This window comes from Imperialibacter sp. (assembly GCF_048007035.1).
Classification (GTDB): Bacteria; Bacteroidota; Bacteroidia; order Cytophagales; family Cyclobacteriaceae; genus Imperialibacter.
On record NZ_CP180355.1, the window covers coordinates 6,531,915 to 6,555,554 of the forward strand.

Genomic DNA, 23,640 nt, shown 5'->3' on the forward strand with positions numbered 1-23,640 from the left:
TAAAACTATGAAAATAAAAAACGTTGAAGCCTTCTGGCTTCGTTGCCCAATACCACCAGCAAAGCAGCACCGTTCAGACTATGGTCTGCTCACTGAATTTGACATGACCCTCGTGGTTGTCACAACAGAAAACGGTTTGCAAGGCTTCGGCGAAGCAAAAGCTGCCGTGGGCTCGTCGGGCTCCTGCGCCTCCATAGTGAGCTGCGTAGAAAATGAGCTGAAACCTATCTTAGTTGGACAGGACGTGCGCAATATCTCCAGGCTGTGGGAAATGATCTATAACGGTACCCGTGACCATTATGCACTCAACAGAGGCCGTAAATTCCCTATCCTTGGCCGGCGTGGCCTGACTGTCTCGGCCATGAGCGGTGTGGACACCGCCTTGTGGGACATCAAGGGTAAAATGCTGGGCGTACCAGTTGTTGAGCTGCTGGGCGGAGCCTGCCGTGGCAGCATGCCTGCTTACGCCAGCGGTGGTTGGGCAGGTGCCGATAAAATTGGTGAGCAACTATTGAGCTATACTGCAAAAGGCTTCAAAGGCGTAAAAATGCGGGTGGGGATTATGGACGATACCGTGCAGGAAAGTATCAAACGGGTAAAAGCCGCCAGAGAAGCACTCGGCGACAACATCAAACTGATGACAGACGCCCATGGCACCTTTAGCGTGCCTGAAGCCAAGCAGTTCTGCCGGGGCGTGGAAGACTGCAATCTTTACTGGTTCGAAGAACCCATCAGCCCGGACAACAAAGTGGGAACTGCTGAAGTGAGAGCTTCCACGGCCATTCCAATAGCCGCCGGAGAAAGCGAATACACCGTGTTTGACGTGCGTGACCTGATCGACCTCAGAGCGCTGGATGTAGTGCAGCCCGACTCTGCCATCATTGGTGGCATTACCGAGGCCATGAGAACCGCTCACTTGGCCAATACCTATCAGCTTGAGCTGGCACCTCACTGCTGGGGATCAGCATTTTCCTTTATGGCTGGTGTAAATGTGGCATTTGCAGCCCCTGCGGCAACCATCATCGAGTTCTCCCTTGGAGGCAACCCAATGATGTATGACCTGGTAGAAGAAAATATTGAGGCCATTGATGGCCAAATAGCGGCCCCAACAGCCCCTGGCCTTGGCCTCACTCCCAACTGGAATTTTGTAAAAGAGTTTAAACAAACCGTTCGATAACTATGGCAAAAGCAATTGGAATTAACCACGTAGCCCTGATCGTGAAAAACCTGGAAGAGACCAGTAAATTCTACGAAGAAGAGTTGGGGCTGGAAGTCATTCCGGCTTTCTTGTTCGACTACCCTACCGCCTTTTTCAAAATCAACGCCACGCAGCAGCTTCACCTCACTGAATGGGAAGATGAGCATTCGTTCAGAGGGCACGTTTGTATGCAAGTGGACGACATCAACAAAATCTTCTGGCGCATGAAAGAGCTTGGCGTAATTGATACTTCTCCCTGGGGGAAAGTGCGCCAGCTACCCGACGGCCCTATTCAGATGTTTGTTCGTGACCCATCGGGCAACCTTGTAGAGCTTTCTTCACCTCCCGGCTTTGCCGTTGATCCGAAAATTTTTGAGGACGAGTTGTTCCAGGAAGGTATTTATGTCTCAGGCAGAAACGACTTCAGAGGCTATAAATCAAAAGACGCCACACTTTACCATAAGTAACCGCATGTACAATATCCTTCTACTGGAAACCGTGGCCGATGAAGCCCTGGAGATTCTTGAAAAAGCAGCTGACGTCAATATCCTGGCAGCTTACGAACCTGGTTTTGATTTATCGGGTATCTATAACAAAAAGGTAGATGGCATTGTCACCCGGGGAAAAGGTCAGGTCAATCAAGCCTTGATGGATGCTTGCCCAACCTTACAGGTGGCTGGTCGCTGTGGTGTGGGACTCGATAATCTGGACGTCGCCTATGCCACCTCCAAAGGCATCAAAATCGTGAATGCACCTGGCTCCAACGCCCAAACAATTGCCGAGCATACCCTATCGCTGATGATGATGCTCCAACGAAACCTTTACAGGTCAGTGGCGGAAGTAAAAGCCGGCAACTGGGCGTGGCGCAACCAGTTTGAAGGTGACGAAATCTATGGCAAAACCCTGGGCATCCTCGGCCTGGGCAATATCGGCAAGAAAGTGGCTGCCATGGGCACTGCTTTTGGCATGAAGGTGATTTACTGGGATCAAGCTGAAGCTCCTAACGTGCCCTACACCTTCAAATCATTTGAAGAGGTAATCAGCGAAGCGGATGTCATTACCCTCCATGTGCCTCTTTTGCCTGCGACAAAGGAGCTTATCAATGGGGCAACTTTTAGCAGGATGAAAAAAAGTGCGTTACTGATCAACACAGCCCGTGGGCCGATTATCGATCAGCAGGCCTTATACGAGGCCCTAAAGAACGGCACTATTGCTGGCTTTGCTGCTGACGTGCTAGCAGAAGAACCACCGGCCAAAGATGAGCCTTTGCTCACACTACCTAATACGCTTATTACAGCTCATGTTGGTAGCCTCACCAGCCGCACCTACACCAAAATGTGCGTAGACACTGTGAATAATGTGCTGGCCATTGTGAGAGGCCAGCAACCAATGGAGGGGTGTGTTTTTAACAGGAAGGAGTTAGGTACTAGCTAATTTGGGCAAAGTCAGAGAATGGTTTCTAAAGATGCCACTTCATAACATGCCCTCCAGTGGACTACGTCCCTCCCATGTGCCTTCCGAACAAATTGGCTGAAACCTGGCAAACAATTCTTCCTTGTACCATTTTAACGCCTTTGTCTTGGCAATAGCCACACGATGATGCTCGCTTTCATAAGCGAATCTTCGCAGCGACGCCGCATCCTCCCAAACGCTGTAGGTAGCCATGTGTACAATCGGCACCTCTCCCATGCCTTTTGTATAGACAAGCCCGCCGTTAGCCTTCAAGTCTTTTTGGGATTTGGGTACATAGCGCCAAAAATGGATCAGCTTTTGCCATTTGATCGTTGCCCGGGTAATGGCAATCACAGGGCCAGCCGACTTGTCTCTGGGAGTAGGCTCAAATGGGTTAACCCCACTCCAAAGGCCATGTGAACTGAGATTCACCATGTAGGTTGTCCACACCTCGCTGGCCCGCTTCCGATAGCGATCAACAATTGGCGATCTGGCGAAGAAACCCATAGCAACATGTTCACTTTGCCAAACCTGCAAAAGAATGTATGTGGAAAAATCTGGAAATGCATTGAAACTGTCCCCCCTCCCTGTACCCATGAGTTTGTAGAATGTACTTCCTTCTATGCTAGAAAGCTGGAGGTGAGCGAGTTGCATCATTGAAAGCGCCCAAAATTTATCGGCAAAACTACTGAAGCGAAAACATGTGATGGTAGTGACCTGTGACATAGAATCCTAACATGTTTTACACGTATTATGTTAAAAACAGCAAAATATGATCTCAACAGGTCTATCTGGATGATCAACATACCTCAACAACGGTACCCAAACGATATGATTCCAGGCTGTCCTGCCATAACTGAAACTTTCAAGCGTTGCAGCTGATCTCTTCACCACAAGTATCAATTATTTTGTGTCGGTTGCCAGAAATATTCCCTTATATTTGCCTCTCCTCCAGCTCCTTTGAAAGCTTATCCCTCGTTCTTAGCTTTTACTCTACTAGATACTTTTCTTTCTTATGTCACCGTCTAGGACTGTTGGGATTTTCTTCTTTGCATCTTTTTTGTTGACGAGCATAGACGCTGTTGGCTGGCAGCAAGGCAGCCCTGTGGTAAATTTTGGAAGAGAAGCAGATCGCTCGGGCGGTGCTGTAGCTGCCATTGAGACCGACAATGATGGAGTGATGTATTTTGGCACGTCCAGGGGGGTAGTTGTTTATGATGGAGAAGTGTGGCAGGAAATTGACCTTGGCGGAAAAGGAAACACCCACAGCATCACTTATGACAGCCTAACTGACAGAATCTATATTGGCGGCACCAAGTATTTCGGCTACCTGAAAAGAGACAGAACCACTCGCTTTTCATACGTCGAATTGTCGACGGAAATCTCAGAAACACATGCCTTTAAAGACGTCTGGCAAATTTTCCGATTCAACAATAACATCTACTTCATGACGCCGGAGGGGCGTTTTCTTTACAATTCCGATTCAGTTACTTATCTAAACTTCCCCGAATCTTATTTCTTTCAGGTAGGGTCAACTGTTTATTTATCCGAAACAAACGGAGCATTGAGCATATTTCAGAATGGCGTACTTGTGCAAACGTGGGATCAAAAACCATATTCGAAAACTCCTGCTTTCCAGGTGCTCTCACTTGACCAACAGCACGATTTGATCCTTTACCCGCAGTCCCCACCATTGGTAAGAAACACACAAAATGGGAGTATTTCAGTTTACGAACAGCCCCTGACTTCTTTTATTAATGAGCACTGGTTGTACAATGCCATCAGCCTTTCGAACAATTTACTGGCTATTGCTACCTGGGCAGACGGAGTGTTTATTACTGACGAAAAAGGGCAGGTCCTTCGCAAGTTCACAACCGAGGATCGACTCATGTCAAATGAAGTTTACGAAATGAAGAAGGGGCCACAGGGAAATCTGTGGCTGGCCACGTCGTACGGCATCTCGATGATCTACATGACAAAGGCGTTCCCCGACACAGTGTTCGAACGCATTAATCCGTTTCCAACGCAAATTTCGTCGTTCGTATACAATTATGACTCCATTACCTACACCACACAAAAGTATGACACAGCCAAACTGTCCAGACCTGCAACAAGAATAAAGATCAACTTCAACAACCCGGGAGCCGATTACTACACGCCTCAGACCTATCAATACCGACTGCTCAACTATGACACAGTCTGGCATTCAACAACCGAGCCAATGGCCGTTTTTGACTACCTGCCAGACGGAAACTATGTCTTTCAGGTAAAGGATGGGAGCAGCAATTTGGAGCCAGCTGAACTCGTTATAATTGTGGCAGTGCCTCTGCTGGCCTTTGTAAAAGGGCCATTGGGGTATGCATTTTTAGCTATGTTAGTTCTCGGACTAACCATTATAGGCATTATTTACAGGGCAAAGAGCATGCGCAAAACGCTGGCCATGCTGGTAGCAAAAAAAACGGAAGAGGTGACCAGGCACGAGCAACAACTACTCCGCAGCAACCGTGAACTGATGGCAGTGAACGAGGAATTGGATACCTTTCTTTACCGGTCGTCGCACGATCTCATAGCACCGGTAAAATCCATCAGAGGCCTTCTTTACCTCTTGAAGGTATCCAAAGATGAACTTCCTCAATATCTGGACTTGATGGAGAACAGAATCTTAAGATTAGAAAACACCTTGCTAGAAATTAATAGCTATGTAAAAAACAGCAAAAGTGAACCACTAGCGACAAATATTCGGCTCCATAGCCTGGTCAATGAGGTCTGGGCAGATATTGAGTTTATTGAACATGCCGACAAGCTCACATTCAAGAATGAAGTCAACCGTGATCTTGAAATAGAATCTGATCCTGGACTCTGGAAAATGATCATCCACAATCTTCTGATTAACGCAATTAAATACCACGATGGTCGCAAAGAAAGCTCGTTCGTACGTGTATGGCATACCATCGACAACAACGTATTTACTTTGAAAGTAGAAGACAATGGACAAGGAATAGCCTCAGAATTGTTACCCCGTGTATATGACATGTTTTTCCGGGCAAATGCAAACTCCAAGGGATCGGGTCTTGGGCTGTTTTTGGTTAAAAAGATGGTTGGCAAGTTAGGAGGAACAATCAATATAGAGTCAGAATACGCCAAAGGAACACTTGTATCGGTCAGTTCGGCTACCCTTTCCTTCAAGGTCAACGAACCCAAAATGAGGCCAAAACCGACAACTAGTCTATTGTAAGGCAACAATGTAGAGCGTTAGCTGCCTACAGCAGATGATGAAGGGTTGTTCGGAGAGCAGTGGCTTCAGAAATCTAACCTGAGAACTATGTTGTCTATTACCATTTGCTACACCTCCCCCATCAACTCTGCAAAAAGCTCATACGACCTTAGCCGATCTTGACTACTGTACATGTGGCTGGCTACCATAATTTCGTCTACTCCTGTCTTTTGCAGGAAGTCACTGGCTTTTTGTTTCACCGTGTCCTTGCTCCCCACAAAAGCATACTGAAGAAACCGCTGAAAGGCAGGCTCGTTCATAAATGCTTTCATTTGAGGTTCCAATGGTGCAGGTGGCCTTAGCTGATCACGTTTGTTGGTCAATATCCCCAACACCATCCTCACCAGCGAAGACGCCAGCAACTCGGCTTGCTCGTCGGTATCGGCGGCAACCACATTCACGCAGGCGATTGTATAAGGCTCCTGAAGGGCTGTAGAGGGCTGAAACTCGTTGTAATAGACATTGAGCGCCTCAAACAAATGCGTGGGCGCAAAATGGCTGGCAAAAGCATAAGGAAGGCCTTTTCTGGCCGCCAGGTGGGCACTATCGGTGCTGGAACCGAGAATGTACAAAGGGACATCCACCCCTTCAGCTACATAGGCCCTCACCTTTTCGTCTGCGTTGTCGTCAGCGAAATATTGTTGAATCTCCCCTACTTCCTCGGGAAACCGGTAAGCAGCGTGCATTCGTTCCCGACGAATGGCGTAGGCTGTTTCCTGATCGGTGCCAGGTGCTCTGCCCAGGCCGAGGTCAATTCTGTGAGGAAACAATGAACCCAGCGTGCCAAACTGTTCCGCCACAATCAGTGGGGCATGATTTGGCAGCATAACACCCCCAGAACCAACCCTGATGGATTTTGTCCCACCTGCAATATGCCCTATGAGCACAGGCGTAGCTGAGCTGGCTATGCTGATCATGTTATGGTGTTCTGCCAGCCAAAAGCGGGTGTATCCCCATTTTTCAGCATTCTGCGCCAACAACAAACTGTTTGTAAAAACTTCACCTGTGGAGGAACCCGCAGGCACCGACGCCAACTCCAGAATGGAGTAGGGCACTTTTCCTTTCTTCATATTCACATCAGACCAATTGTACCAATAGGCAAATGAAAAAAGGATCGGGATGGTTCACATGATTGGTTACTATTTCATTTTAACCGTCTTTGGATCAACACCCTCCCCGATCAGCATTTGCTTAGCCGGGCCGGAAAAGTCGGCCTTTAAAAAAGTGAGGTTACTAGTTTTCTTGCCCTGAATGGAAACTGGCCTTCCCTCATGGGACACCACTTTGAATCCTGAGAAGGTAAGGTTATGGGCGTTGTAGATGGTGAAGGGGTTTCCCTCTGCTGCCACAACCGTGACATTCTTAAAACTCATTCCATCTGCATCAATGATAGAAACTCCCTTCTTGCCCGACAGATAAACATTATCAAGGTTCACGTTTTTGAGGTTCATTTCAGGGAGTCCCTGAAAAAAGCCCGCCACACCAGAATTAACCGATCGGATATTCTTCATGTAAATGTCTTTGAACGAAGGGGTTTCCTCGGTTACGGGTACGGGCGTATCGTCGATCAACGGTGCCACCTGATCGTCCTCCAGAATAGGCGACTGCCCACCGTAAAAAAGATTGAAGCGAATGGGCTCGGCCGCGATGTTGTACATATCAATATCGGAGATGTACACGTTCTCCACCACGCCACCACGTCCTCTGGTGCTTTTGAATCGCAAGCCACAGTCAGTACCAATGAAGGTGCATTTTGACACGTGAACGTTCTTTACCCCACCCGACATTTCACTACCAACGGTAAATCCACCATGACCATGGTACACGATGTTATTGAACACCACCAGGTTTTCGGTAGGGGTTCCCCGCTTTCTGCCGTCGGCATCTTTCCCTGATTTGATGCAAATGGCGTCATCACCCACATCAAAGGAGTTGTTGTACACCCAGGTATTTTTACACGATTCGATGTCAATACCATCTCCGTTTTGCGAATACCACGGGTTACGCACAGTCAGGTTTCTTACAATCAGGTTCTCGCACATGAGCGGATGTATGTTCCAAGCGGGTGAATTTTGAAAAGTCGGCCCATCGAGCATTACATTCCTGGAGTTCCGAAGGCTGATCATCACCGGTCTCAAAAAGTCTTTGTACTCCTTCAGTTCATCCATTGATGCATTGTCAGGGACATTGAAATTACTGGTCGCCTCCACTCCTTTCTTAAAGCTTTCTGACGGATACCACGTATTGCCATCGTCGCCTACTAGTCCTCCACTGGCAACGATCTCTTTCCACTGCTGGCTCGACACTTTGCTTCTCTTCACCAACCGCCAGGAATCGCCGTTGCCGTCAATCACACCTTTTCCAGTAATAGAAATGTTTTCCACTTCAAAGGCATTAATCGGCGATATGCATCTATAGGTATCAAGCCCCTCAAAACTCGTGGCCACTATCGGATACAGCGTTTTGTCCTCTGAGAAAAGAATCAGGGCTCCCTCCTCCACATGTAAATCGAGGTTGCTTTTAAGCGTGATCGGGCCTGTCAGCCAAATACCTCTCGGAACTACCAGGTGTCCCCCTCCTTTGCTCACAATGGCATCAATGGCCTTTGCAAACGCTTCTGTGTTGAGTGTAGCTCCATCAGGCACACCCCCGAAATCCAGCAGGCTCACCCGATAGGTCGGAATAACAGGCTCTGCCATTTTCGGCATGTCGAATTCGAGCTTGGGAAAAGGAGTTGCTCCCTGGCCTGACACAAGATGGGAAATGAAGAAGAAAAGACTGGCTATTTTCAGTTTCATAAGTTCAATCGATTAAAATAATGCTGAAAAGGTCTGCTCTCAACAAACGTAAAAGAGTAACCATCGTGTACTTGCTAATCGTCGCAAGTAAATGAAAAGTCAAGCCCTCCGCCTGGTACAAACAGCTCTGAGTGAAGACGAATTTAGGGGCAAAGTCACCCACATGTGGCTGCTCCGAAATGGAGAAGAATATAAACAAAAAAAACGAAGCGCTGTGCTTCTGTTTTGAGCCCCCTGGACTGGCCGCCCGCCCGGGATTGAACGGGGACGCCCAGTCCAGCGACCTACTGATTACAAGGCAGGGCGCCCCCGTCAGTGGCTCTTCCAACTGAGCTATGGAGGTTTTTTTTATCTGTTTATTCTATTAACTGTGGGGATTTTGAGGTCTCATCTAACTCTTTCACGATACTCGACAGATTTTCCGGGATCAACCTGTATTTCTGGGGATTGACTGTTTCGTTTGTGGTTAAATAAAAAAGCAAAACTGGTTCAATGCGTCTCGCCCGGCCGGGCTTCTCCAGTCGGTTAGGCTTGGACCTTTTGTTTTTTTATGACCACTCGGGACATTGAGTTTAAAGGGTAATCACCAAATTTTCCACTTGATCCAGTCTTGGCACCCTAGCCAATTACTTTACCTGCCGTAAAACAAAAAACCGAAGCGTTGTGCTTCGGTTTTTGAGCCCCCTGCCGGGATCGAACCAGCGACCTACTGATTACAAGTCAGTTGCTCTACCAGCTGAGCTAAGGAGGCATTCCTTATTTGGGACTGCAAAACTAATCGGCTGATTAATTATTGCAAACACTTATTGTGATTTTTTTAAGAGGTTTCGTGAATCACCTTGAGTTGCTCCTTCAAGCCATCCAATTCCTCTTCTGCTTTAACGATTTTTTCGTCAAAGTCAGCCTTCAGCTTGTCAGCTTTTCTGGATGACGCCAGAAACTCCAGGTTGTTTCTCCAAACGGCTATATCATTTTCCAACGTAGCAATTTGGCGCCTTACCTGTCCCTCTTTTTGGTAGATTTTGCGTTCACCATGTGGCTCGCTCTTGATCTTACCCACCTGCATGGCCGTCTTGAACTTACGCTGCTCATCCTCGGGTAGTGACTCCGCCGCCTTGTTGAGGGCGTCGATGGCCTCCTGATATTTTTTCTGGATGGTCTTCATCGCATTTCTCGGCACGAAACCAATCTGGCTGTACTTCTCCTGAAAGCCACTAATGATATCCAGATCGAGGCTTTTCTCACCTGCCAGTTTCAGCAACTGCTCGCAAATGTCTTCTTTCTTTTTCAGGTTGTCATAGTACTCCTTCTCTGCCCCCTTGCTTTGCGAACGCTTCCTTTCAAAGAAATGATCACATGCAGCCTTGAACTTATGGAAGATCTCCTCCTTTACTTTTTCGGGCACAGGCCCTACCTCTCTCCACTGCTGCTGCAATTGCTTGAGCTGATTGGCAGCAGAATCCCATTCCTCACTATCTTTGAGAGCATCCGCCTTTGCTACGAGCTCTTCCTTCAGTTTCAAGTTTTCGTGGCGTTTTCCTTCCAGAGTCTTGAAGAAGCCGCTCTTGTTGCTAAAGAACGTTTTGAACGCTCCCCAGAATCTCTTATTTATCTTCTTGGCGCTTTCCTTTGGCACACCACCAACAGCTTCCCATCTCTTTTGAAGCTCCAATACTTCTTTGGTCTTCTTATTCCACTCATTGATCTTGTCAGAAGTGAACGCCACAAATGTCTCAGCTTCCTCACATAGCCTTGTCTTCACCTCCATGTTGGCTTTCAGCTCCACCTTCAGTTCATCCACCATCTCACGGCGCTTGGAATAGATGAGATCAGAAGCGGCCTTGAAACGTTGCCAAATCTCTTCCTGAGATTCTTTTGGCACCGGCCCCAGGTGTTTGAACTCTTCGTGAAGAACATTCAACTCTTTTACCGCATGCTTGATGTTCTCTTCTTTGGTAAGCGCTTCTGCTTTATCACAAAGCTCAAGTTTTGATTCGAGGTTTTTCTTCCGGTCGAGTTCCTTGAGTTCAAAATAAATGCTTCGGTTGTCATAGAAACGATCAATGAGGGCATTGTAGTTGGCCCAAAGGGTTTTTGCGTACTTGCCTGGCACCTGCCCTATCACCTTCCACTCATCCTGAATTTTCTTCAGAGCGGTAATAGAGGTTGTATTCTCCTCGCCATCTACCAAATGACGAAGCTTCTCCAAAACATCTATCTTCTTCTTGTAATTATCTTCTTTTTGCTGCTCCAGATTCTGAAAAAGCTTGTGCTTTTTCTCACGGAACAATTTAAAGTTCTCTTCGAAACGATAGGCGAAATCATTTAACCTAAACTCAAACGAGTCTTCTTCTCCCCCATCTGCCAGGTATTTTTTCAGCGCTTCTTCCCTATCATGGGCAACCAGCTCATCGTGAACCGCCTTTAGTTCCCTTACTATCCGATCTGCTTTCCGCACGTCGTCCCAGTGAAGCACCTCGGTAAACTTATCTACCAACTGCTCAGGCGAATAATGGCTATAGTCCTCTGCTTCTTCGTGTTCCTCGCTGTCCTCCTCTTCCGCTTCGTCATCGCCTGAAGCATCAGTTGCCTCGGCTACTACCTTACGCTCTTCTTTCTTCTCTTTTTTGTCATCAGAGGCTTCTTCGCCAGCAACAGCTTCCTGTTTTGATTCAGGCGTTGGCTCTTTGCTTTGTGTTCCTGCTTCCACTTGCGCCGGTGCTTCGGCCTCCGTCGCATCCTTTGTGGATTCTTCCGCCTTCACTTCTTCCACAGCGGCAACTTCGGGCTTCGGCTGGCTTTCTTCTGTTTCAGACGCCACCGCTTCATCGGGACCATCCAGCTCTGGTGTAGCCTCGGGAACTGCGTCTACAGGAAGTTGCTCAGATTCATCCGATTCTACCGGTACTTTGGCAGCAGGTGTTTCAGCTTCTGTTTCTTTCTTTCCGTCTTCATCACGGACATCTACCGAGGGCTGAGAGTCGTCATTGGCAACACTATCACCGGAGTTAATTTCCTCCGAAGCAGTTTTGCTCAACTTCTCATCACCTTCAGACACTTCTTTCTCATTGTTCATCGTGCGCTCCTTGATCAGGTTCTATAGTCTCTGCAATTTAATAATATTAATTCATGTGTCTAATATTTGATTTTATTGCATTGACGATTGGATTTGGACAAAACTACGTTGCGGATATCATTTAAACGTGATTTTGCTCCGTTGGATAATTTTGGCTCTCAATATTGCATTCCTGTGGTAGGTCTAATTAAGCCTTGGATCCGCAGGGAAATTGGAAAACGCTCTGAATTTGCCGCCCATATCTTTGAGCACCTGCCGCCATAGTTCCTCATGTGAATACTCAAAAATATACTGCGGTGCCGTTTTTTTATTTACAATCCAGCTATTGGCATCCAACTCTTCCGAAAGCTGCCCTGCTCCCCAGCCTGAATAGCCAATAAAAAACCTCACTTCATCAGCAGTGACTAACCCTGCACTCATCAGTTCCATCAGCTTCTCAAAATCACCACCCCAATAAATTCCTCTGGCAATTTCCCGTCCCTCTTCCATCAAATGCGGCGAACAGTGTACAAAATGAAGCGTATCCTGCTGAACGGGTCCTCCGATAAACAGTGGAATTTCGTCATCAGGCGCATCCTCAATCACCTCGGCGAGCGATAGTTCAGAAAGCCTGTTAAGTACAAAACCAATTGAACCATTGACGTCATGCTCACATAGCAAGATCACCGATCTCTCAAAATTTGGGTCTGAGAGATAGGGCTCTGAGATGAGTAAGTCTCCTTTGTTGGGATTTACCCGTTTAAATGCGTCGAAATGCTCCATTCGGTTTATTCAAAGTCCTTTTGACTACTCCTTTGTTTAAAAGACAACAACTGACGGCTATACACCCAAGAACTGTTCAAATTGAGAACAACTAACACCCGTTGTTGCCTTACTTAGCCGCAAGACCACATTGCATATATAACATTAATAATAGTCAAATTGTAAGGGCTATTCATAAATTTGAGTCGGATTTGAAAAATACTAAGGAAATGAATATCGCAGATCTGAGAGAAGAATATTCCAGCCAGGTTCTAAACGAGGCGGCTGTAGAGAAAGACCCGGTGCTTCAATTCAACAAGTGGTTTCAGGAAGCGCTTGAAGTAAAAGTGAAAGAACCTAATGCCATGACCTTGTCCACTGTTTCTCCCGATGGACAACCACATGGCAGAATCGTGCTTCTGAAAGGACTGGAAGATGGTGCTTTTCAATTCTTCACCAACTACGAAAGCCACAAGGGCAAAGAACTTGCGCAAAACAACCGAGCGTCTCTGACATTTTTTTGGGCCGACCTTGAAAGACAAGTGCGCATTGAGGGTAGCGTGACGAAGTTATCAGAGGCGACGTCCTCCAGATATTATCACTCCAGGCCTTTGGGTAGCCAAATCGGTGCCTGGGTAAGCTTGCAGAGTGAGTCGATACCGGACAGGGCATTTTTAGAAAAGAAAACAGAAGATTTCAAGATGAAATTTAGTGGGCTGGCAGAAATACCAAAACCGGACTACTGGGGTGGCTATGGACTGGTGCCTGTGTTGGTTGAATTCTGGCAGGGACGCCCAAGCAGGCTGCATGACAGGATCGTGTTCAAAAAAGGCGTAGACGGCTCCTGGCGAACTGAGCGTCTTTCTCCCTGATGGAGGCTAAAAGCGACTTACTATTGTAAGTGAAACAGGTCTTTTACTCCCAAATGCCGCTCAACGGTAAATCCCTCTCCATAGGCAGCACCAATTGAGTGTCCAAGCTCCTTTCCTCTGCTTTCCAGCATCTTCATAAACTCGGGAGAGGAAATAAATGTGCTCGGCTCTTTGCTGGCCGGATCGTAAAATTGCGATTTAAAGCACTTGATGGCCTGCATTTTCTTCCCCCATGCAGCTGATACATCAACAATAAAATCGGGCATAATGAAGTTGCTCTGGATATAGTGATATACATTTTTCGCCCTCCATGGTTGCTGAGGGTTGCCATCAATACTGGTTTCGACCATTCTAAGGCCCGACACAAAGCTTGCTTCTGACACCAGGCGGGAGGCCCTGCCATGGTCAGGGTGACGGTCACGAATGGCGTTTGCTAAAATGATTTCGGGTTGATACTTCCGTATCATTTTCACCACCTCAAGCTTGTGATGTTCATCCTCGGTAAAAAACCCGTCACGAAACCCCAGGTTCTCCCTAACATGAATACCCATCACTTTACTTGCTTCAGTGGCTTCGGCAGCCCTTGCTTCGGGCGTGCCTCGTGTGCCAAGCTCCCCTCTGGTAAGGTCAACAATGCCGACTTTTTTGCCCATCTCAATGTGAGAGATGAGTGTTCCTGCACAGGCAAGTTCGGCGTCGTCGGGGTGCGCCGTAAAAACAAGAATATCGAGTTTCATGAAAATAAAACTTATTTTTTATCGGCCTCATGGAATTCGCATGCACGTCCATTTCTGTTACGTAACGTGCTTAGCCAAAGCATGCTCATTTCATCTAATTAATTCGCAACCTCTGGCCTACTCTGATTACCGAATTTCTTGAAATGCCGTTGAGCCTGCAAAGCTTTGTAACCGACACTCCATACCTGTTGCCGATGCCGCTAAGGGTGTCGCCACTCCTCACTCGGTGTACGATCACCTTATTGGCCTCCTCAAGATAAGCAAAGGATGCTCTTGTAAGTGTGTACTTTTGATCTATCAGGCAATTAGTATCAAAATCAAAAAACTCTTTTGGGTCGATGGCATTGCCCTGATACCTCACCTCAAAGTGAAGGTGGGGGCCGCTGCTTCTTCCTGTACTTCCGCCCCAGCCTACCAAATCTCCAGCCTTGATTTCGTCACCAACATTCACCAGGCGCTTGGATAAGTGCCCGTAGAGGGTTTCCACACCATTGTAGTGCCTCACAAGCACATAGTTGCCGTAGCCGGGTCTGTCATAGTTCGCCATTCTTACTACACCATCGAAAGCCACTTTCACAGAGTCGCCGGTAGTAAGTCGCAAATCCACACCATAATGCCAGCGATACCTGCGCAAGCCGAAATCAGACGTAATCACCGACTTTTTCAAGGGATTCTCCCAAACTAACCCTACCTCCGGGTAAAACAATGTCAGCTCAGTAGTGTCTTTGTAATCCAGGCCGTTGAATTTGTAAGGGTTGACTCTCTGCGAGTCCCAAATATTGTAGTAGTCTTCAGCGGAAAGCCATACCGAGTCAAGGGACAGCTTGTCGGAAACAGCCACCTCATGACCATAGGAAAGTATCAATGGTGGTGTGGCCGGACCTCCTTCGGCAGGTGGAGCCATCGCTTCCAGTTCTGCTGTAATGAGGCTATCGAGAAAATCAAAATCAACCGCAAAGGCATCGTTGGAAACCACAAATAGCGGTGCGGGAGGTATTGGGGCCGGGGTTTCTCTCTTCTTAAAAGAGAAAAAGCTTTTGACCCACGATTTGCTTTCCTGCGCTCGTGATTCAAAAGCTAATAATATTACTACCCAGGCCGCTAGTAGTAAACTTTTCTTAATCATGGCTGCTAAGATACGGCCAATTCTTTCTCCGCCAAAAATCTTTCTGCATCCAATGCACCCATACATCCGCTGCCGGCTGCCGTCACGGCCTGCCTGTAAATATGATCCTGGGCATCTCCGGTAGCAAAAACCCCTTCTATATTTGTTTTGGATGAGCCTGGAATCGTCTTTATATAGCCATTCTCGTCCATATCAAGCCATTCTTTGAAAATGTCCGTATTGGGTTTATGTCCAATTGCAACGAAAAATCCGCCGACTTTAAGCTCCCTCTTCTCCCCCGTTTGCGTATTTACCACTCTTACGGCATTTACTTCCTTGTCACCAAGCACCTCTTCCGTCTCAGTATTCCAAAGAATTTCTATGTTTTTGGCGTTTTTAACCCTTTGCTGCATGATCACAGAAGCCCGCATTTCATCTCTCCTCACAATCATATACACCTTGCTACATATTTTCGACAGGTAGCTGGCTTCTTCAGCAGCTGTGTCTCCAGCTCCGACAATTGCTACGTCCTGTCCACGGAAAAAGAAACCATCACATACAGCGCAAGCAGACACACCATGGCCGTTTAGCCTTTGCTCCGACGGAAGGTTCAGCCATTTGGCTGACGCCCCGGTTGACACAATCACAGCCTCAGCAGTAATCTCATGTGTTTCATCTACTATTACTTTGTGTGGATAGGAAGAGAAATCGACAGACGTGGCCAGTCCATAGCGAATATCCGTTCCAAATCGCTCTGCTTGCTTTTGAAAGTCGGTCATCATCTGCGGCCCCATGATCCCTTCAGGGTAGCCAGGGTAGTTTTCTACGTCAGTTGTAATTGTTAGCTGACCGCCGGGCTGGCCGCCAGTATACAAAACCGGCTTCAGACCAGCACGAGCAGCGTATATAGCTGCAGTGTATCCTGCAGGCCCAGAACCGATAATCAACACTTTAACTTCTTCTTTTGTCATCTCGAAATTTTGTTTGCTGTCAACAGTAACACCAATTTAAACGCAAAAGATCGTTTGGCGTCAACGAAAAAAGGTCTCCTTTGAGACCTTTGCTAAATTTTTTGAGTCTTACTACCCCAGGTACGGCTTAAGGGCCTTACTGCGGGATGTATGCCTCAGTCGTCTAATGGCTTTCTCCTTGATTTGACGAACCCTTTCCCTGGTCAAATTAAACTTCTCACCTATCTCCTCGAGGGTCATTGCATGCTCTCCGTTAAGTCCAAAGTAAAGGGAAATAACGTCGGCTTCTCTGGTTGTAAGCGTCGAAAGTGCTCTCTGTACCTCTTTGCGAAGGGAGTCATTGATAAGGCCCGAATCCGGAGTCTCCTCCATGTCGTTTTCCAACACATCCAGCAGGCTGTTCTCTTCGCCCTGAACAAAAGGTGCATCCATCGACACGTGACGACCAGAAATCTTCATGGTGTCCACAACCTCACTGGTAGATACCTCCAATACTTCAGCAAGTTCATCCGGGGATGGCTCACGTTCATATTTTTGCTCAAGCTCAGAAAAAGTTTTTGAAATCTTATTCAACGACCCCACCCTGTTCAAGGGAAGGCGCACAATCCTTGATTGCTCGGCCAATGCCTGAAGAATCGACTGACGAATCCACCAAACTGCATAAGAGATGAACTTAAAACCTCTGGTTTCGTCAAATCGCTGGGCTGCCTTAATAAGGCCCAGATTTCCTTCATTGATCAAATCACCCAGCGAAAGCCCCTGGTTTTGGTATTGTTTGGCTACTGACACCACAAATCGAAGGTTGGCTTTGGTCAGTTTCTCCAAAGCCATTTGGTCTCCTTCTCTTATTCGTTTAGCTAGTGTTACTTCTTCATCGGGGGTAAGCAGGTCTACTTTACCTATTTCCTGGAGATACTTGTCAAGCGACTGACTCTCACGATTGGTGATCTGCTTACTTATCTTTAACTGTCTCATTCAATATCTGACTTTTTAAAGCCTAATAGACTAAACAATAATATAAAAAGGTAAAGTTCCTTTCTCTAATGTTCCCGCTTTTTTTTTGACAAATGTTAGTTGCTTGTTTCCTGGTTTCGCTCAGGCCGAGGTATCAAAACCTTTCTTGACAGTCTATATTTACCGGTTTTCTTGTCTACTTCAGTCAATTTCACCTTAATTTCCTCTCCTACCTCGAGAATACCGTCTAGTTTTTCGATTTTCTCCCATTTGATTTCTGAGATATGCAGAAGGCCATCTTTGCCAGGCATAAACTCAACAAATGCACCAAATGGCATAATTGACTTCACTTTTCCATCGTAAACTTCGCCAACCACTGGCACGGCAACAATAGCGTTTACACGCTTCACGGCCTTGTCCATCGACTCCTGGTCATTGGCAAAAATGCTCACAACACCTCCTGTAGCAATTTCTTCAATGATAACGGTGGCGCCAGTTTCCTTCTGGATTTCCTGAACAATTTTTCCACCAGGCCCGATCACCGCACCGATCATTTCCCGTTCGATATTAATCCTCACGGATCTTGGTGCATGAGGTTTCAAATCTGCATTCGGAACAGACAATGTTTTCTCAATTTCGTCCATGATGTGCAAACGACCAGCTTTTGCCTGATTAAGCGCCTCTTCAAGCACCTGATAGGAAAGTCCGTCAACCTTGATGTCCATCTGACAAGCAGTGATGCCATTACGGGTTCCGGTCACTTTGAAGTCCATGTCGCCAAGGTGGTCCTCGTCGCCAAGGATATCGGAAAGAATGGCGTATTTACCAGTTTTGCCATCAGAAATCATCCCCATAGCAATACCTGTTACGGGCGCTTTGATTTTGATACCAGCGTCCATCAGGGCCAGCGTGCCTGCACAAACGGTTGCCATTGACGAAGAACCGTTCGATTCCAGAACGTCAGACACAATACGAATAGTGTAAGGGTTTTCTTCCTCAGGGGGCAAAACCTGCTTGAGTGCTCTCATGGCCAGGTTACCATGACCAACTTCTCTACGTCCCGGGCCTCTGTTGGGCTTTACTTCGCCAGTTGAAAACGCCGGGAAATTGTAGTGGAGTATGAACTTATTGAAGCCCTTCATCAAAGCGCTGTCAATCATCTGTTCATCCAGCTTGGTGCCAAGTGTAACTGACGCAAGGGCCTGCGTTTCACCTCTTGTGAAAATAGCTGAACCGTGAGCTCCGGGAAGGTAGTTTACCTCACTCCAGATATATCTTATTTCGTCAAGATTACGTCCATCCAAACGTTTTCTTGAGTCGAGAACGAAGTTACGAACGGCTTCCTTCTCAATATCGTGATAGTATCTTTTTATAAGATCCTTATCAATAGTTTCTTTCTGCTCTTCGGTGAACGATTCTACATATTCGTCGACAATGGCAGCAAACTGCTCCTTGCGATCAGACTTAGAAGGCATCTGCTTGGCAGCAACTTTATAACATTTGTCATAAAGTTTTTCGTGCATGTCCTTTTTTAGGGCCTCATCGTTGTTTTCGTGATTGTAGGTGCGCTTCACAGTTTTTCCGGCAGCTGCTTCCAGCTCCTTCTGCACCTGGCAATGTATTTTAATTGTGTCGTGCGCAATTTTCAACGCCTCAAGCATTTCTGCTTCAGACACTTCCTTCGACTCGCCTTCCACCATCAGAATATTGTCGTAAGATGCTGCGACAACAAGGTCGAGTGTAGCAGTCTTAGCTTGTGCCGCTGTAGGGCTAATCACATACTGACCGTCAATTTTGGCTACCCTTACTTCAGAGATTGGTCCGCCAAAAGGAATATCGGAAACAGCCAGCGCCGATGAGGCGGCAAGAGCTGCCAAAGCATCGGGCATTACATCGTCACCTGCCGAAATTAATGAAATGGCGATTTGCGTTTCTGCGTGGTAATCGTCAGGGAAAAGTGGACGAATGGCCCTGTCTACAAGTCTTGAAATGAGTATTTCGTAGTCTGACAGTCTACCTTCTCTCTTTAGAAAGCCGCCAGGTATTTTACCTGCCGCTGCAAATTTCTCCTGGTAGTCTACAGACATCGGAAGGAAATCCACTCCTTCTTTTGCGTCTTTGTTGGAAACTACTGTGGCCAGTAGCATTGTGTTGCCCATTTTGACCACCACTGAACCATCCGCTTGCTTAGCTAATTTTCCAGTCTCAATTGTAATCTCTCTGCCGTCAGCAAGGGTTATGGTTTTTGTAATGACGCTTGGATACATAAATATTAGTTAACGTATAAAAAGTAAATCAAATTTTAATTTCGATTGTTTCAGATAAGGGGAAAATAAAAAGAGGGAATCCGTTTTATGAATCCCCTCCCTGAACTTTTTACTTTCTGAGATTCAGTTCAGCTACAATTGCTCTATACCTCGTAATGTCTACCTTAACCAGGTAATCCAATAATCTTCTTCTTTTACCTACCAGCTTCAACAGCCCCAAACGAGAAGAGTGATCCTTCTTGTTGATTTTGAGGTGTTCTGTAAGGTGATTGATGCGGAAGGTGAATAATGAAATCTGAGACTCCGGTGAACCGGTATCTGTCTTAGATTTTAACCGACCATGATTCTCGAAGAGCTCTTGCTTCTTGTCTGTTGATAAATACATGCTTAGCTAAAATAAATTGTATGAATTGAAATTAATGTGCAAAGGTAGAGAGAAGCTTATTGAAATACAAAACTCTGTATAAAATATACTGACAGGTTTATTCTCCTTCTGATTGATCTGATAAGGCTTTTTCCGTTAGCGAAACCTGGCGCTTCCTCTGCACAAAGGCGGCCCATTTCTTCTTTAACCGATCAATGAACATAATGTAAACATCGGCATCAAAAAGCCGTGAGTCGTTGCGGGCCTGCCGAAGGAAAAATGCTCCGAATGGCAACAGCACCATATTGGGCATCCAGGCGGCGACAGCGCCATCGAGTAAGCCTTCCCTGGCGTACTTTTCACTCATGATGCTCACTACATAGAATATAATGAAAAACCCAATGGACAGAATCACCGGCAAGCCGAAACCTCCTTTTTTGATGATGGAGCCTAATGGAGCCCCAATGAAAAACATGACCAGACAGCTAAAGGCCAGAGCTACCTTTTTGTGTTTTTCGATAATGTGGCGATAAATTTCGGAGTTGAGGTTTTCTATCCTGGTAGCCTGATTAGCGAGGTTGGTCTTTATGTACCTGGCCTTTACCAGGGCGTCATTGACTGCACGGGTTCTCCTGCTATTGTCGGCAAAGTGTTTTTCGAAAGTGATGGTATCTCTTGCCGCCTTTTTTCTTTGTATGACCAATTCCCTGGCTGCTCTAATACTATCTGCCTTCGCCTGCTCCCTAGTTTTGGCCTGCGTCTTCGCCAGCGCTTCAATGGCAGACTCTCTCGCAATGCGGGGGGCAACCGGGGTATTCCCTGTGTTTGGAGATAAAATACTGTCTTCTACGGTGATCTTTACTTCCCCCTGCGACACCGCCACGGCCTCCCTTTCCTTGCTGGTGGCAGCCCTGATAGAGTCAATTTTCCTTTGTCTTCTTTCCTTCAGGTGGTAGTCGTACATTCCATCGGCATTATTGAGCAGGTTGAGCCTGACTTCGCTGACCACGCCCTGCATAGAGTCAATGTCATGGGCAAGCTCGCCCATGTCTTTCATGAGTCTGTTGCCGGCAAAAAGCTCCTGTTTGGTACGGTTGAGGTCAAATGAAGCCAGACTGAGCACCATTTTCATTTGACTGAACTCGTTTCTTGCCAGGTCGTTTACTCCACCAAAGCTGGCTGTTCTGTTAAATTCATTTTGCCTTGATTCCTGGTAAGAATTGCCATCATAGAGCTCAAAAACGAGGTAGCGGTCATTAAGGATGGTATACATTCTGCATGAATCAGCCACAGTGACGCTATTATTGCCCATTTCCCTGGTGTGGTCGTAAATGATCACGTCTTTCATCGACACGCCATCCGGATACTTCTGATTGACTTTGATGCTATAATTGGGAATGCCATTATAAAACTGACCTTCCCGGATATCCAGCGAGGGCTTTTTCTGTCTGATGTCATAAAGCAGGCTGTAGGCATTGATATTGGCCTCGGGCACAATGAAGTTGTTGTTCATAAAGGCCAACACCACCAAAAACAACACGGCAATAAAGAGTGGCCTGAGGGTTCTGACCAACGAAATGCCAGCAGATTTGATGGCAGTTAGCTCGAAGTGCTCTCCCAGGTTTCCGAAAGTCATAAGAGACGACAGCAAGATGGCTAATGGCAAAGCCACCTGTGACATATTAATGCTGAAGTAAAAAATAAGCTCGGCAAAAACGCTAAAACCAAGATCCTTTCCCACGAAATCGTCGAAGTACTTGAGCATGTACTGCACAAGCAGAATAAACACCACCACCAAAAAGGTGAGGAAGAAGGGGCCGAAAAATGATTTTAGTATGAGCTTATCAAGTTTCTTCATGCCTGCGGAAAAGTGCTTTGCAGATTAAGGTGCGAGCAGCACCTGTTAATTAACCGCAAAAGTAGGCAAAAAGTATTCCTTAACCACCGACTATTTCTTTTAGGGTGTGGATCATTGATTCCCAAAGATCTTCCAATTCTTCAAGATCATCCATGTCAGAATAATCGGTGATCTTGAGATAGGTTGACTGCGTCATTTCGTTTTCCTCGAGCTTCAGCTCAACGTAATTGGGGTCGTCATTGTCTTCAGTGCCTTCAAAAACGAACTTAACAAGGCTATTGGCCCGGTGTGAAGTCATCTTAGCTTTGTTTTTCTCCCCGTCCCAAATGAATATGTAGTCCTTGTCCTCGTTGATGTTTACATCGTCGGCAAACCACTGCGCCAACCCACTCGCTGAACTCACATATGGAAAAAGCATTTTTTTCGATGCCCTGAATTCAAACTCTGCTATATACTTGTAGTTACCCATATCGAACTTCTTCAAAAGTGCCTTAATGTATTAAAAATAAAATTGATGTGAACATAATTTATTTTTTAATAGCCAAATGAGGTGCTTAAGTACTGCGATTCGAACCAACCAGAGGGTCTTTCAATCTTATCGATATGTTCTTCCCCAATAAAAGTTGAAGATTATGGTTGGCAATTAGAAAACAATCTTCATACATTTGCACTCCCATTTTTGGGAGATTGATGGCGGGGTAGCTCAGATGGCCTACCCGGCCGGGATAGAGCGCAGGATTCATATCCGCTAGTTAGCGGACGGCAGTTTGATACTGCGAAGAAGATATTTGAAGTAATTGATTTGGCGGGGTAGCTCAGATGGTTAGAGCGCAGGATTCATAACCCTGAGGTCGGCAGTTCGATCCTGCTCCCCGCTACAGTAAGAAAGCAGCTCAAAAGGCTGCTTTTCCTTTTTCGACTATGTTCACCGTTTACGCACTACATAGCGCCAAATTCAATAAGATTTATATCGGCTACTCATCCGATATGCAGAATCGACTAGATGCCCACAACATCTATCAAACCAAGGGCTATACTTTGCGGTATCGTCCATGGGTTGTAGTTTATACAGAATCCTATCCAACAAAAAAAGAGGCGATGATCAGGGAGAGGCAACTTAAGTCGGCGAAAGGAAGAGAGTTCATTTGGAACTTAATCAACTCCAGGCAAGATGATTAGAGTGCAGGATTCATATCCGCCGGTTGGCGGACGGCCAGTGAATCCTGCTCCCCGCTACAGTAAGAAAGCAGCTCAAAAGGCTGCTTTTCCTTTTTCGACTATGTTCACCGTTTACGCACTACATAGCGCCAAATTCAATAAGATTTATATCGGCTACTCATCCGATATGCAGAATCGACTAGATGCCCACAACATCTATCAAACCAAGGGCTATACTTTCCGGTATCGTCCATGGGTTGTAGTTTATACAGAATCCTATCCAACAAAAAAAGAGGCGATGATCAGGGAGAGGCAACTTAAGTCGGCGAAAGGAAGAGAGTTCATTTGGAACTTAATCAACTCCAGGCAAGATGATTAGAGTGCAGGATTCATATCCGCCGGTTGGCGGACGGCCAGTGAATCCTGCTCCCCGCTACAGTAAGAAAGCAGCTCAAAAGGCTGCTTTTCCTTTTTCGACTATGTTCACCGTTTACGCACTACATAGCGCCAAATTCAACAAAATTTATATCGGCTACTCGTCCGATATGGAGAATCGACTAGATGCCCACAATATCTATCAAACCAAGGGCTATACTTTCCGGTATCGTCCATGGGTTGTAGTTTATACAGAATCCTACCCGACAAAAAAAGAGGCGATGATCAGGGAGAGGCAACTTAAGTCGGCGAAAGGAAGAGAATTCATTTGGAACTTAATCAACTCTAGACAAGATGATTAGAGTGCAGGATTCATATCCGCCGGTTGGCGGACGGCCAGTGAATCCTGCTCCCCGCTACAGTAAGAAAGCAGCTCAAAA

The 23,640-nt window shown here is 46.4% G+C and carries 21 protein-coding genes and 2 tRNA genes; 9 read left to right on the forward strand and 14 right to left on the reverse strand.

The window, feature by feature from the left end:
• Positions 1-7 precede the first annotated feature (7 nt).
• Genes ACMVP2_RS27660 through ACMVP2_RS27670 form a run of 3 tightly spaced genes read left to right on the forward strand, consistent with a single transcriptional unit; the run spans position 8 to position 2,632 of the window.
• A complete protein-coding gene (locus tag ACMVP2_RS27660; protein ID WP_339792273.1) occupies positions 8-1,177 on the forward strand; it encodes a mandelate racemase/muconate lactonizing enzyme family protein in 1,170 nt (389 codons plus the stop codon).
• A gap of 2 nt (positions 1,178-1,179) precedes the next feature.
• The gene (locus ACMVP2_RS27665; protein WP_416866018.1) at positions 1,180-1,665 is read left to right on the forward strand and encodes a VOC family protein; all 486 of its coding nucleotides are present in this window, start codon (positions 1,180-1,182) and stop codon (positions 1,663-1,665) included.
• 4 nt (positions 1,666-1,669) lie between these two features.
• Positions 1,670-2,632 (forward strand): 2-hydroxyacid dehydrogenase, encoded by a 963-nt coding sequence (locus ACMVP2_RS27670; RefSeq protein ID WP_416866019.1) that lies wholly within the window; start codon positions 1,670-1,672, stop codon positions 2,630-2,632.
• 39 nt (positions 2,633-2,671) lie between these two features.
• Here ACMVP2_RS27670 and ACMVP2_RS27675 read toward each other — a convergent pair whose 3' ends face one another.
• The gene (locus ACMVP2_RS27675) at positions 2,672-3,376 is read right to left on the reverse strand and encodes a spheroidene monooxygenase (protein WP_416866020.1); all 705 of its coding nucleotides are present in this window, start codon (positions 3,374-3,376) and stop codon (positions 2,672-2,674) included.
• Positions 3,377-3,665: 289 nt separating this feature from the next.
• Between ACMVP2_RS27675 and ACMVP2_RS27680 the strand changes: the two genes are divergently transcribed.
• Positions 3,666-5,885 carry an ATP-binding protein gene (locus ACMVP2_RS27680; protein ID WP_416866021.1) on the forward strand — a complete coding sequence of 740 codons (2,220 nt, stop codon included), beginning with the start codon at positions 3,666-3,668 and terminating at the stop codon, positions 5,883-5,885.
• A gap of 107 nt (positions 5,886-5,992) precedes the next feature.
• On the opposite strand, the gene ACMVP2_RS27685 is transcribed toward ACMVP2_RS27680, so the two are convergent.
• From ACMVP2_RS27685 to ACMVP2_RS27705, 5 genes are all read right to left on the reverse strand, one after another.
• Complete coding sequence (locus ACMVP2_RS27685; protein ID WP_339792281.1) at positions 5,993-6,994, reverse strand: LLM class flavin-dependent oxidoreductase; 1,002 nt, start codon at positions 6,992-6,994, stop codon at positions 5,993-5,995.
• A gap of 69 nt (positions 6,995-7,063) precedes the next feature.
• Positions 7,064-8,722: a glycoside hydrolase family 28 protein gene (locus tag ACMVP2_RS27690; RefSeq protein ID WP_416866022.1), complete on the reverse strand. Its 1,659-nt coding sequence runs from the start codon at positions 8,720-8,722 to the stop codon at positions 7,064-7,066.
• 678 nt (positions 8,723-9,400) lie between these two features.
• A tRNA-Thr gene (locus ACMVP2_RS27695) sits at positions 9,401-9,473 on the reverse strand.
• Between the two features lie 66 nt (positions 9,474-9,539).
• Positions 9,540-11,798 carry a DUF349 domain-containing protein gene (locus ACMVP2_RS27700; protein ID WP_416866023.1) on the reverse strand — a complete coding sequence of 753 codons (2,259 nt, stop codon included), beginning with the start codon at positions 11,796-11,798 and terminating at the stop codon, positions 9,540-9,542.
• Between the two features lie 183 nt (positions 11,799-11,981).
• A complete protein-coding gene (locus ACMVP2_RS27705; protein WP_339792287.1) occupies positions 11,982-12,560 on the reverse strand; it encodes a YqgE/AlgH family protein in 579 nt (192 codons plus the stop codon).
• Positions 12,561-12,769: 209 nt separating this feature from the next.
• Between ACMVP2_RS27705 and pdxH the strand changes: the two genes are divergently transcribed.
• Complete coding sequence (gene pdxH / locus ACMVP2_RS27710; protein WP_416866024.1) at positions 12,770-13,411, forward strand: pyridoxamine 5'-phosphate oxidase; 642 nt, start codon at positions 12,770-12,772, stop codon at positions 13,409-13,411.
• Positions 13,412-13,431: 20 nt separating this feature from the next.
• Here pdxH and bshB1 read toward each other — a convergent pair whose 3' ends face one another.
• From bshB1 to ACMVP2_RS27750, 8 genes are all read right to left on the reverse strand, one after another.
• Positions 13,432-14,148, reverse strand: coding sequence for a bacillithiol biosynthesis deacetylase BshB1 (bshB1, locus tag ACMVP2_RS27715; RefSeq protein ID WP_416866025.1), 717 nt, complete (start codon positions 14,146-14,148; stop codon positions 13,432-13,434).
• Positions 14,149-14,242: 94 nt separating this feature from the next.
• Positions 14,243-15,274, reverse strand: a complete 1,032-nt coding sequence (locus tag ACMVP2_RS27720; protein ID WP_317492117.1) for a peptidoglycan DD-metalloendopeptidase family protein — start codon at positions 15,272-15,274, stop codon at positions 14,243-14,245.
• Positions 15,275-15,279: 5 nt separating this feature from the next.
• Positions 15,280-16,224, reverse strand: a complete 945-nt coding sequence (gene trxB, locus ACMVP2_RS27725) for a thioredoxin-disulfide reductase (protein WP_317492118.1) — start codon at positions 16,222-16,224, stop codon at positions 15,280-15,282.
• Between the two features lie 111 nt (positions 16,225-16,335).
• Complete coding sequence (locus ACMVP2_RS27730; protein WP_151996975.1) at positions 16,336-17,199, reverse strand: sigma-70 family RNA polymerase sigma factor; 864 nt, start codon at positions 17,197-17,199, stop codon at positions 16,336-16,338.
• A gap of 95 nt (positions 17,200-17,294) precedes the next feature.
• On the reverse strand, positions 17,295-19,445 hold the full coding sequence (gene pnp, locus ACMVP2_RS27735) for a polyribonucleotide nucleotidyltransferase (RefSeq protein ID WP_416866026.1): 2,151 nt from the start codon (positions 19,443-19,445) through the stop codon (positions 17,295-17,297).
• Between the two features lie 109 nt (positions 19,446-19,554).
• Positions 19,555-19,830, reverse strand: a complete 276-nt coding sequence (gene rpsO / locus ACMVP2_RS27740) for a 30S ribosomal protein S15 (protein ID WP_151996977.1) — start codon at positions 19,828-19,830, stop codon at positions 19,555-19,557.
• Positions 19,831-19,927: 97 nt separating this feature from the next.
• The gene (locus ACMVP2_RS27745) at positions 19,928-21,667 is read right to left on the reverse strand and encodes an LptF/LptG family permease (RefSeq protein WP_416866027.1); all 1,740 of its coding nucleotides are present in this window, start codon (positions 21,665-21,667) and stop codon (positions 19,928-19,930) included.
• A 79-nt stretch (positions 21,668-21,746) separates the two neighbouring features.
• Positions 21,747-22,151: an START-like domain-containing protein gene (locus ACMVP2_RS27750; protein ID WP_317492121.1), complete on the reverse strand. Its 405-nt coding sequence runs from the start codon at positions 22,149-22,151 to the stop codon at positions 21,747-21,749.
• A gap of 320 nt (positions 22,152-22,471) precedes the next feature.
• Here ACMVP2_RS27750 and ACMVP2_RS27755 point away from each other — a divergent pair.
• The 4 genes from ACMVP2_RS27755 (at position 22,472) to ACMVP2_RS27770 (ending at position 23,562) form a co-directional block, all read left to right on the forward strand.
• A tRNA-Met gene (locus ACMVP2_RS27755) sits at positions 22,472-22,545 on the forward strand.
• Between the two features lie 43 nt (positions 22,546-22,588).
• Entirely contained in the window at positions 22,589-22,846 is a 258-nt protein-coding gene (locus ACMVP2_RS27760) for a GIY-YIG nuclease family protein (protein ID WP_416866028.1), read from the forward strand.
• The gene (locus tag ACMVP2_RS27765) at positions 22,839-23,204 is read left to right on the forward strand and encodes a GIY-YIG nuclease family protein (protein ID WP_416866029.1); all 366 of its coding nucleotides are present in this window, start codon (positions 22,839-22,841) and stop codon (positions 23,202-23,204) included. Before ACMVP2_RS27760 ends, ACMVP2_RS27765 begins: the two co-directional genes overlap by 8 nt.
• Positions 23,197-23,562 (forward strand): GIY-YIG nuclease family protein, encoded by a 366-nt coding sequence (locus ACMVP2_RS27770; protein ID WP_416866030.1) that lies wholly within the window; start codon positions 23,197-23,199, stop codon positions 23,560-23,562. Before ACMVP2_RS27765 ends, ACMVP2_RS27770 begins: the two co-directional genes overlap by 8 nt.
• Positions 23,563-23,640 lie beyond the last annotated feature (78 nt).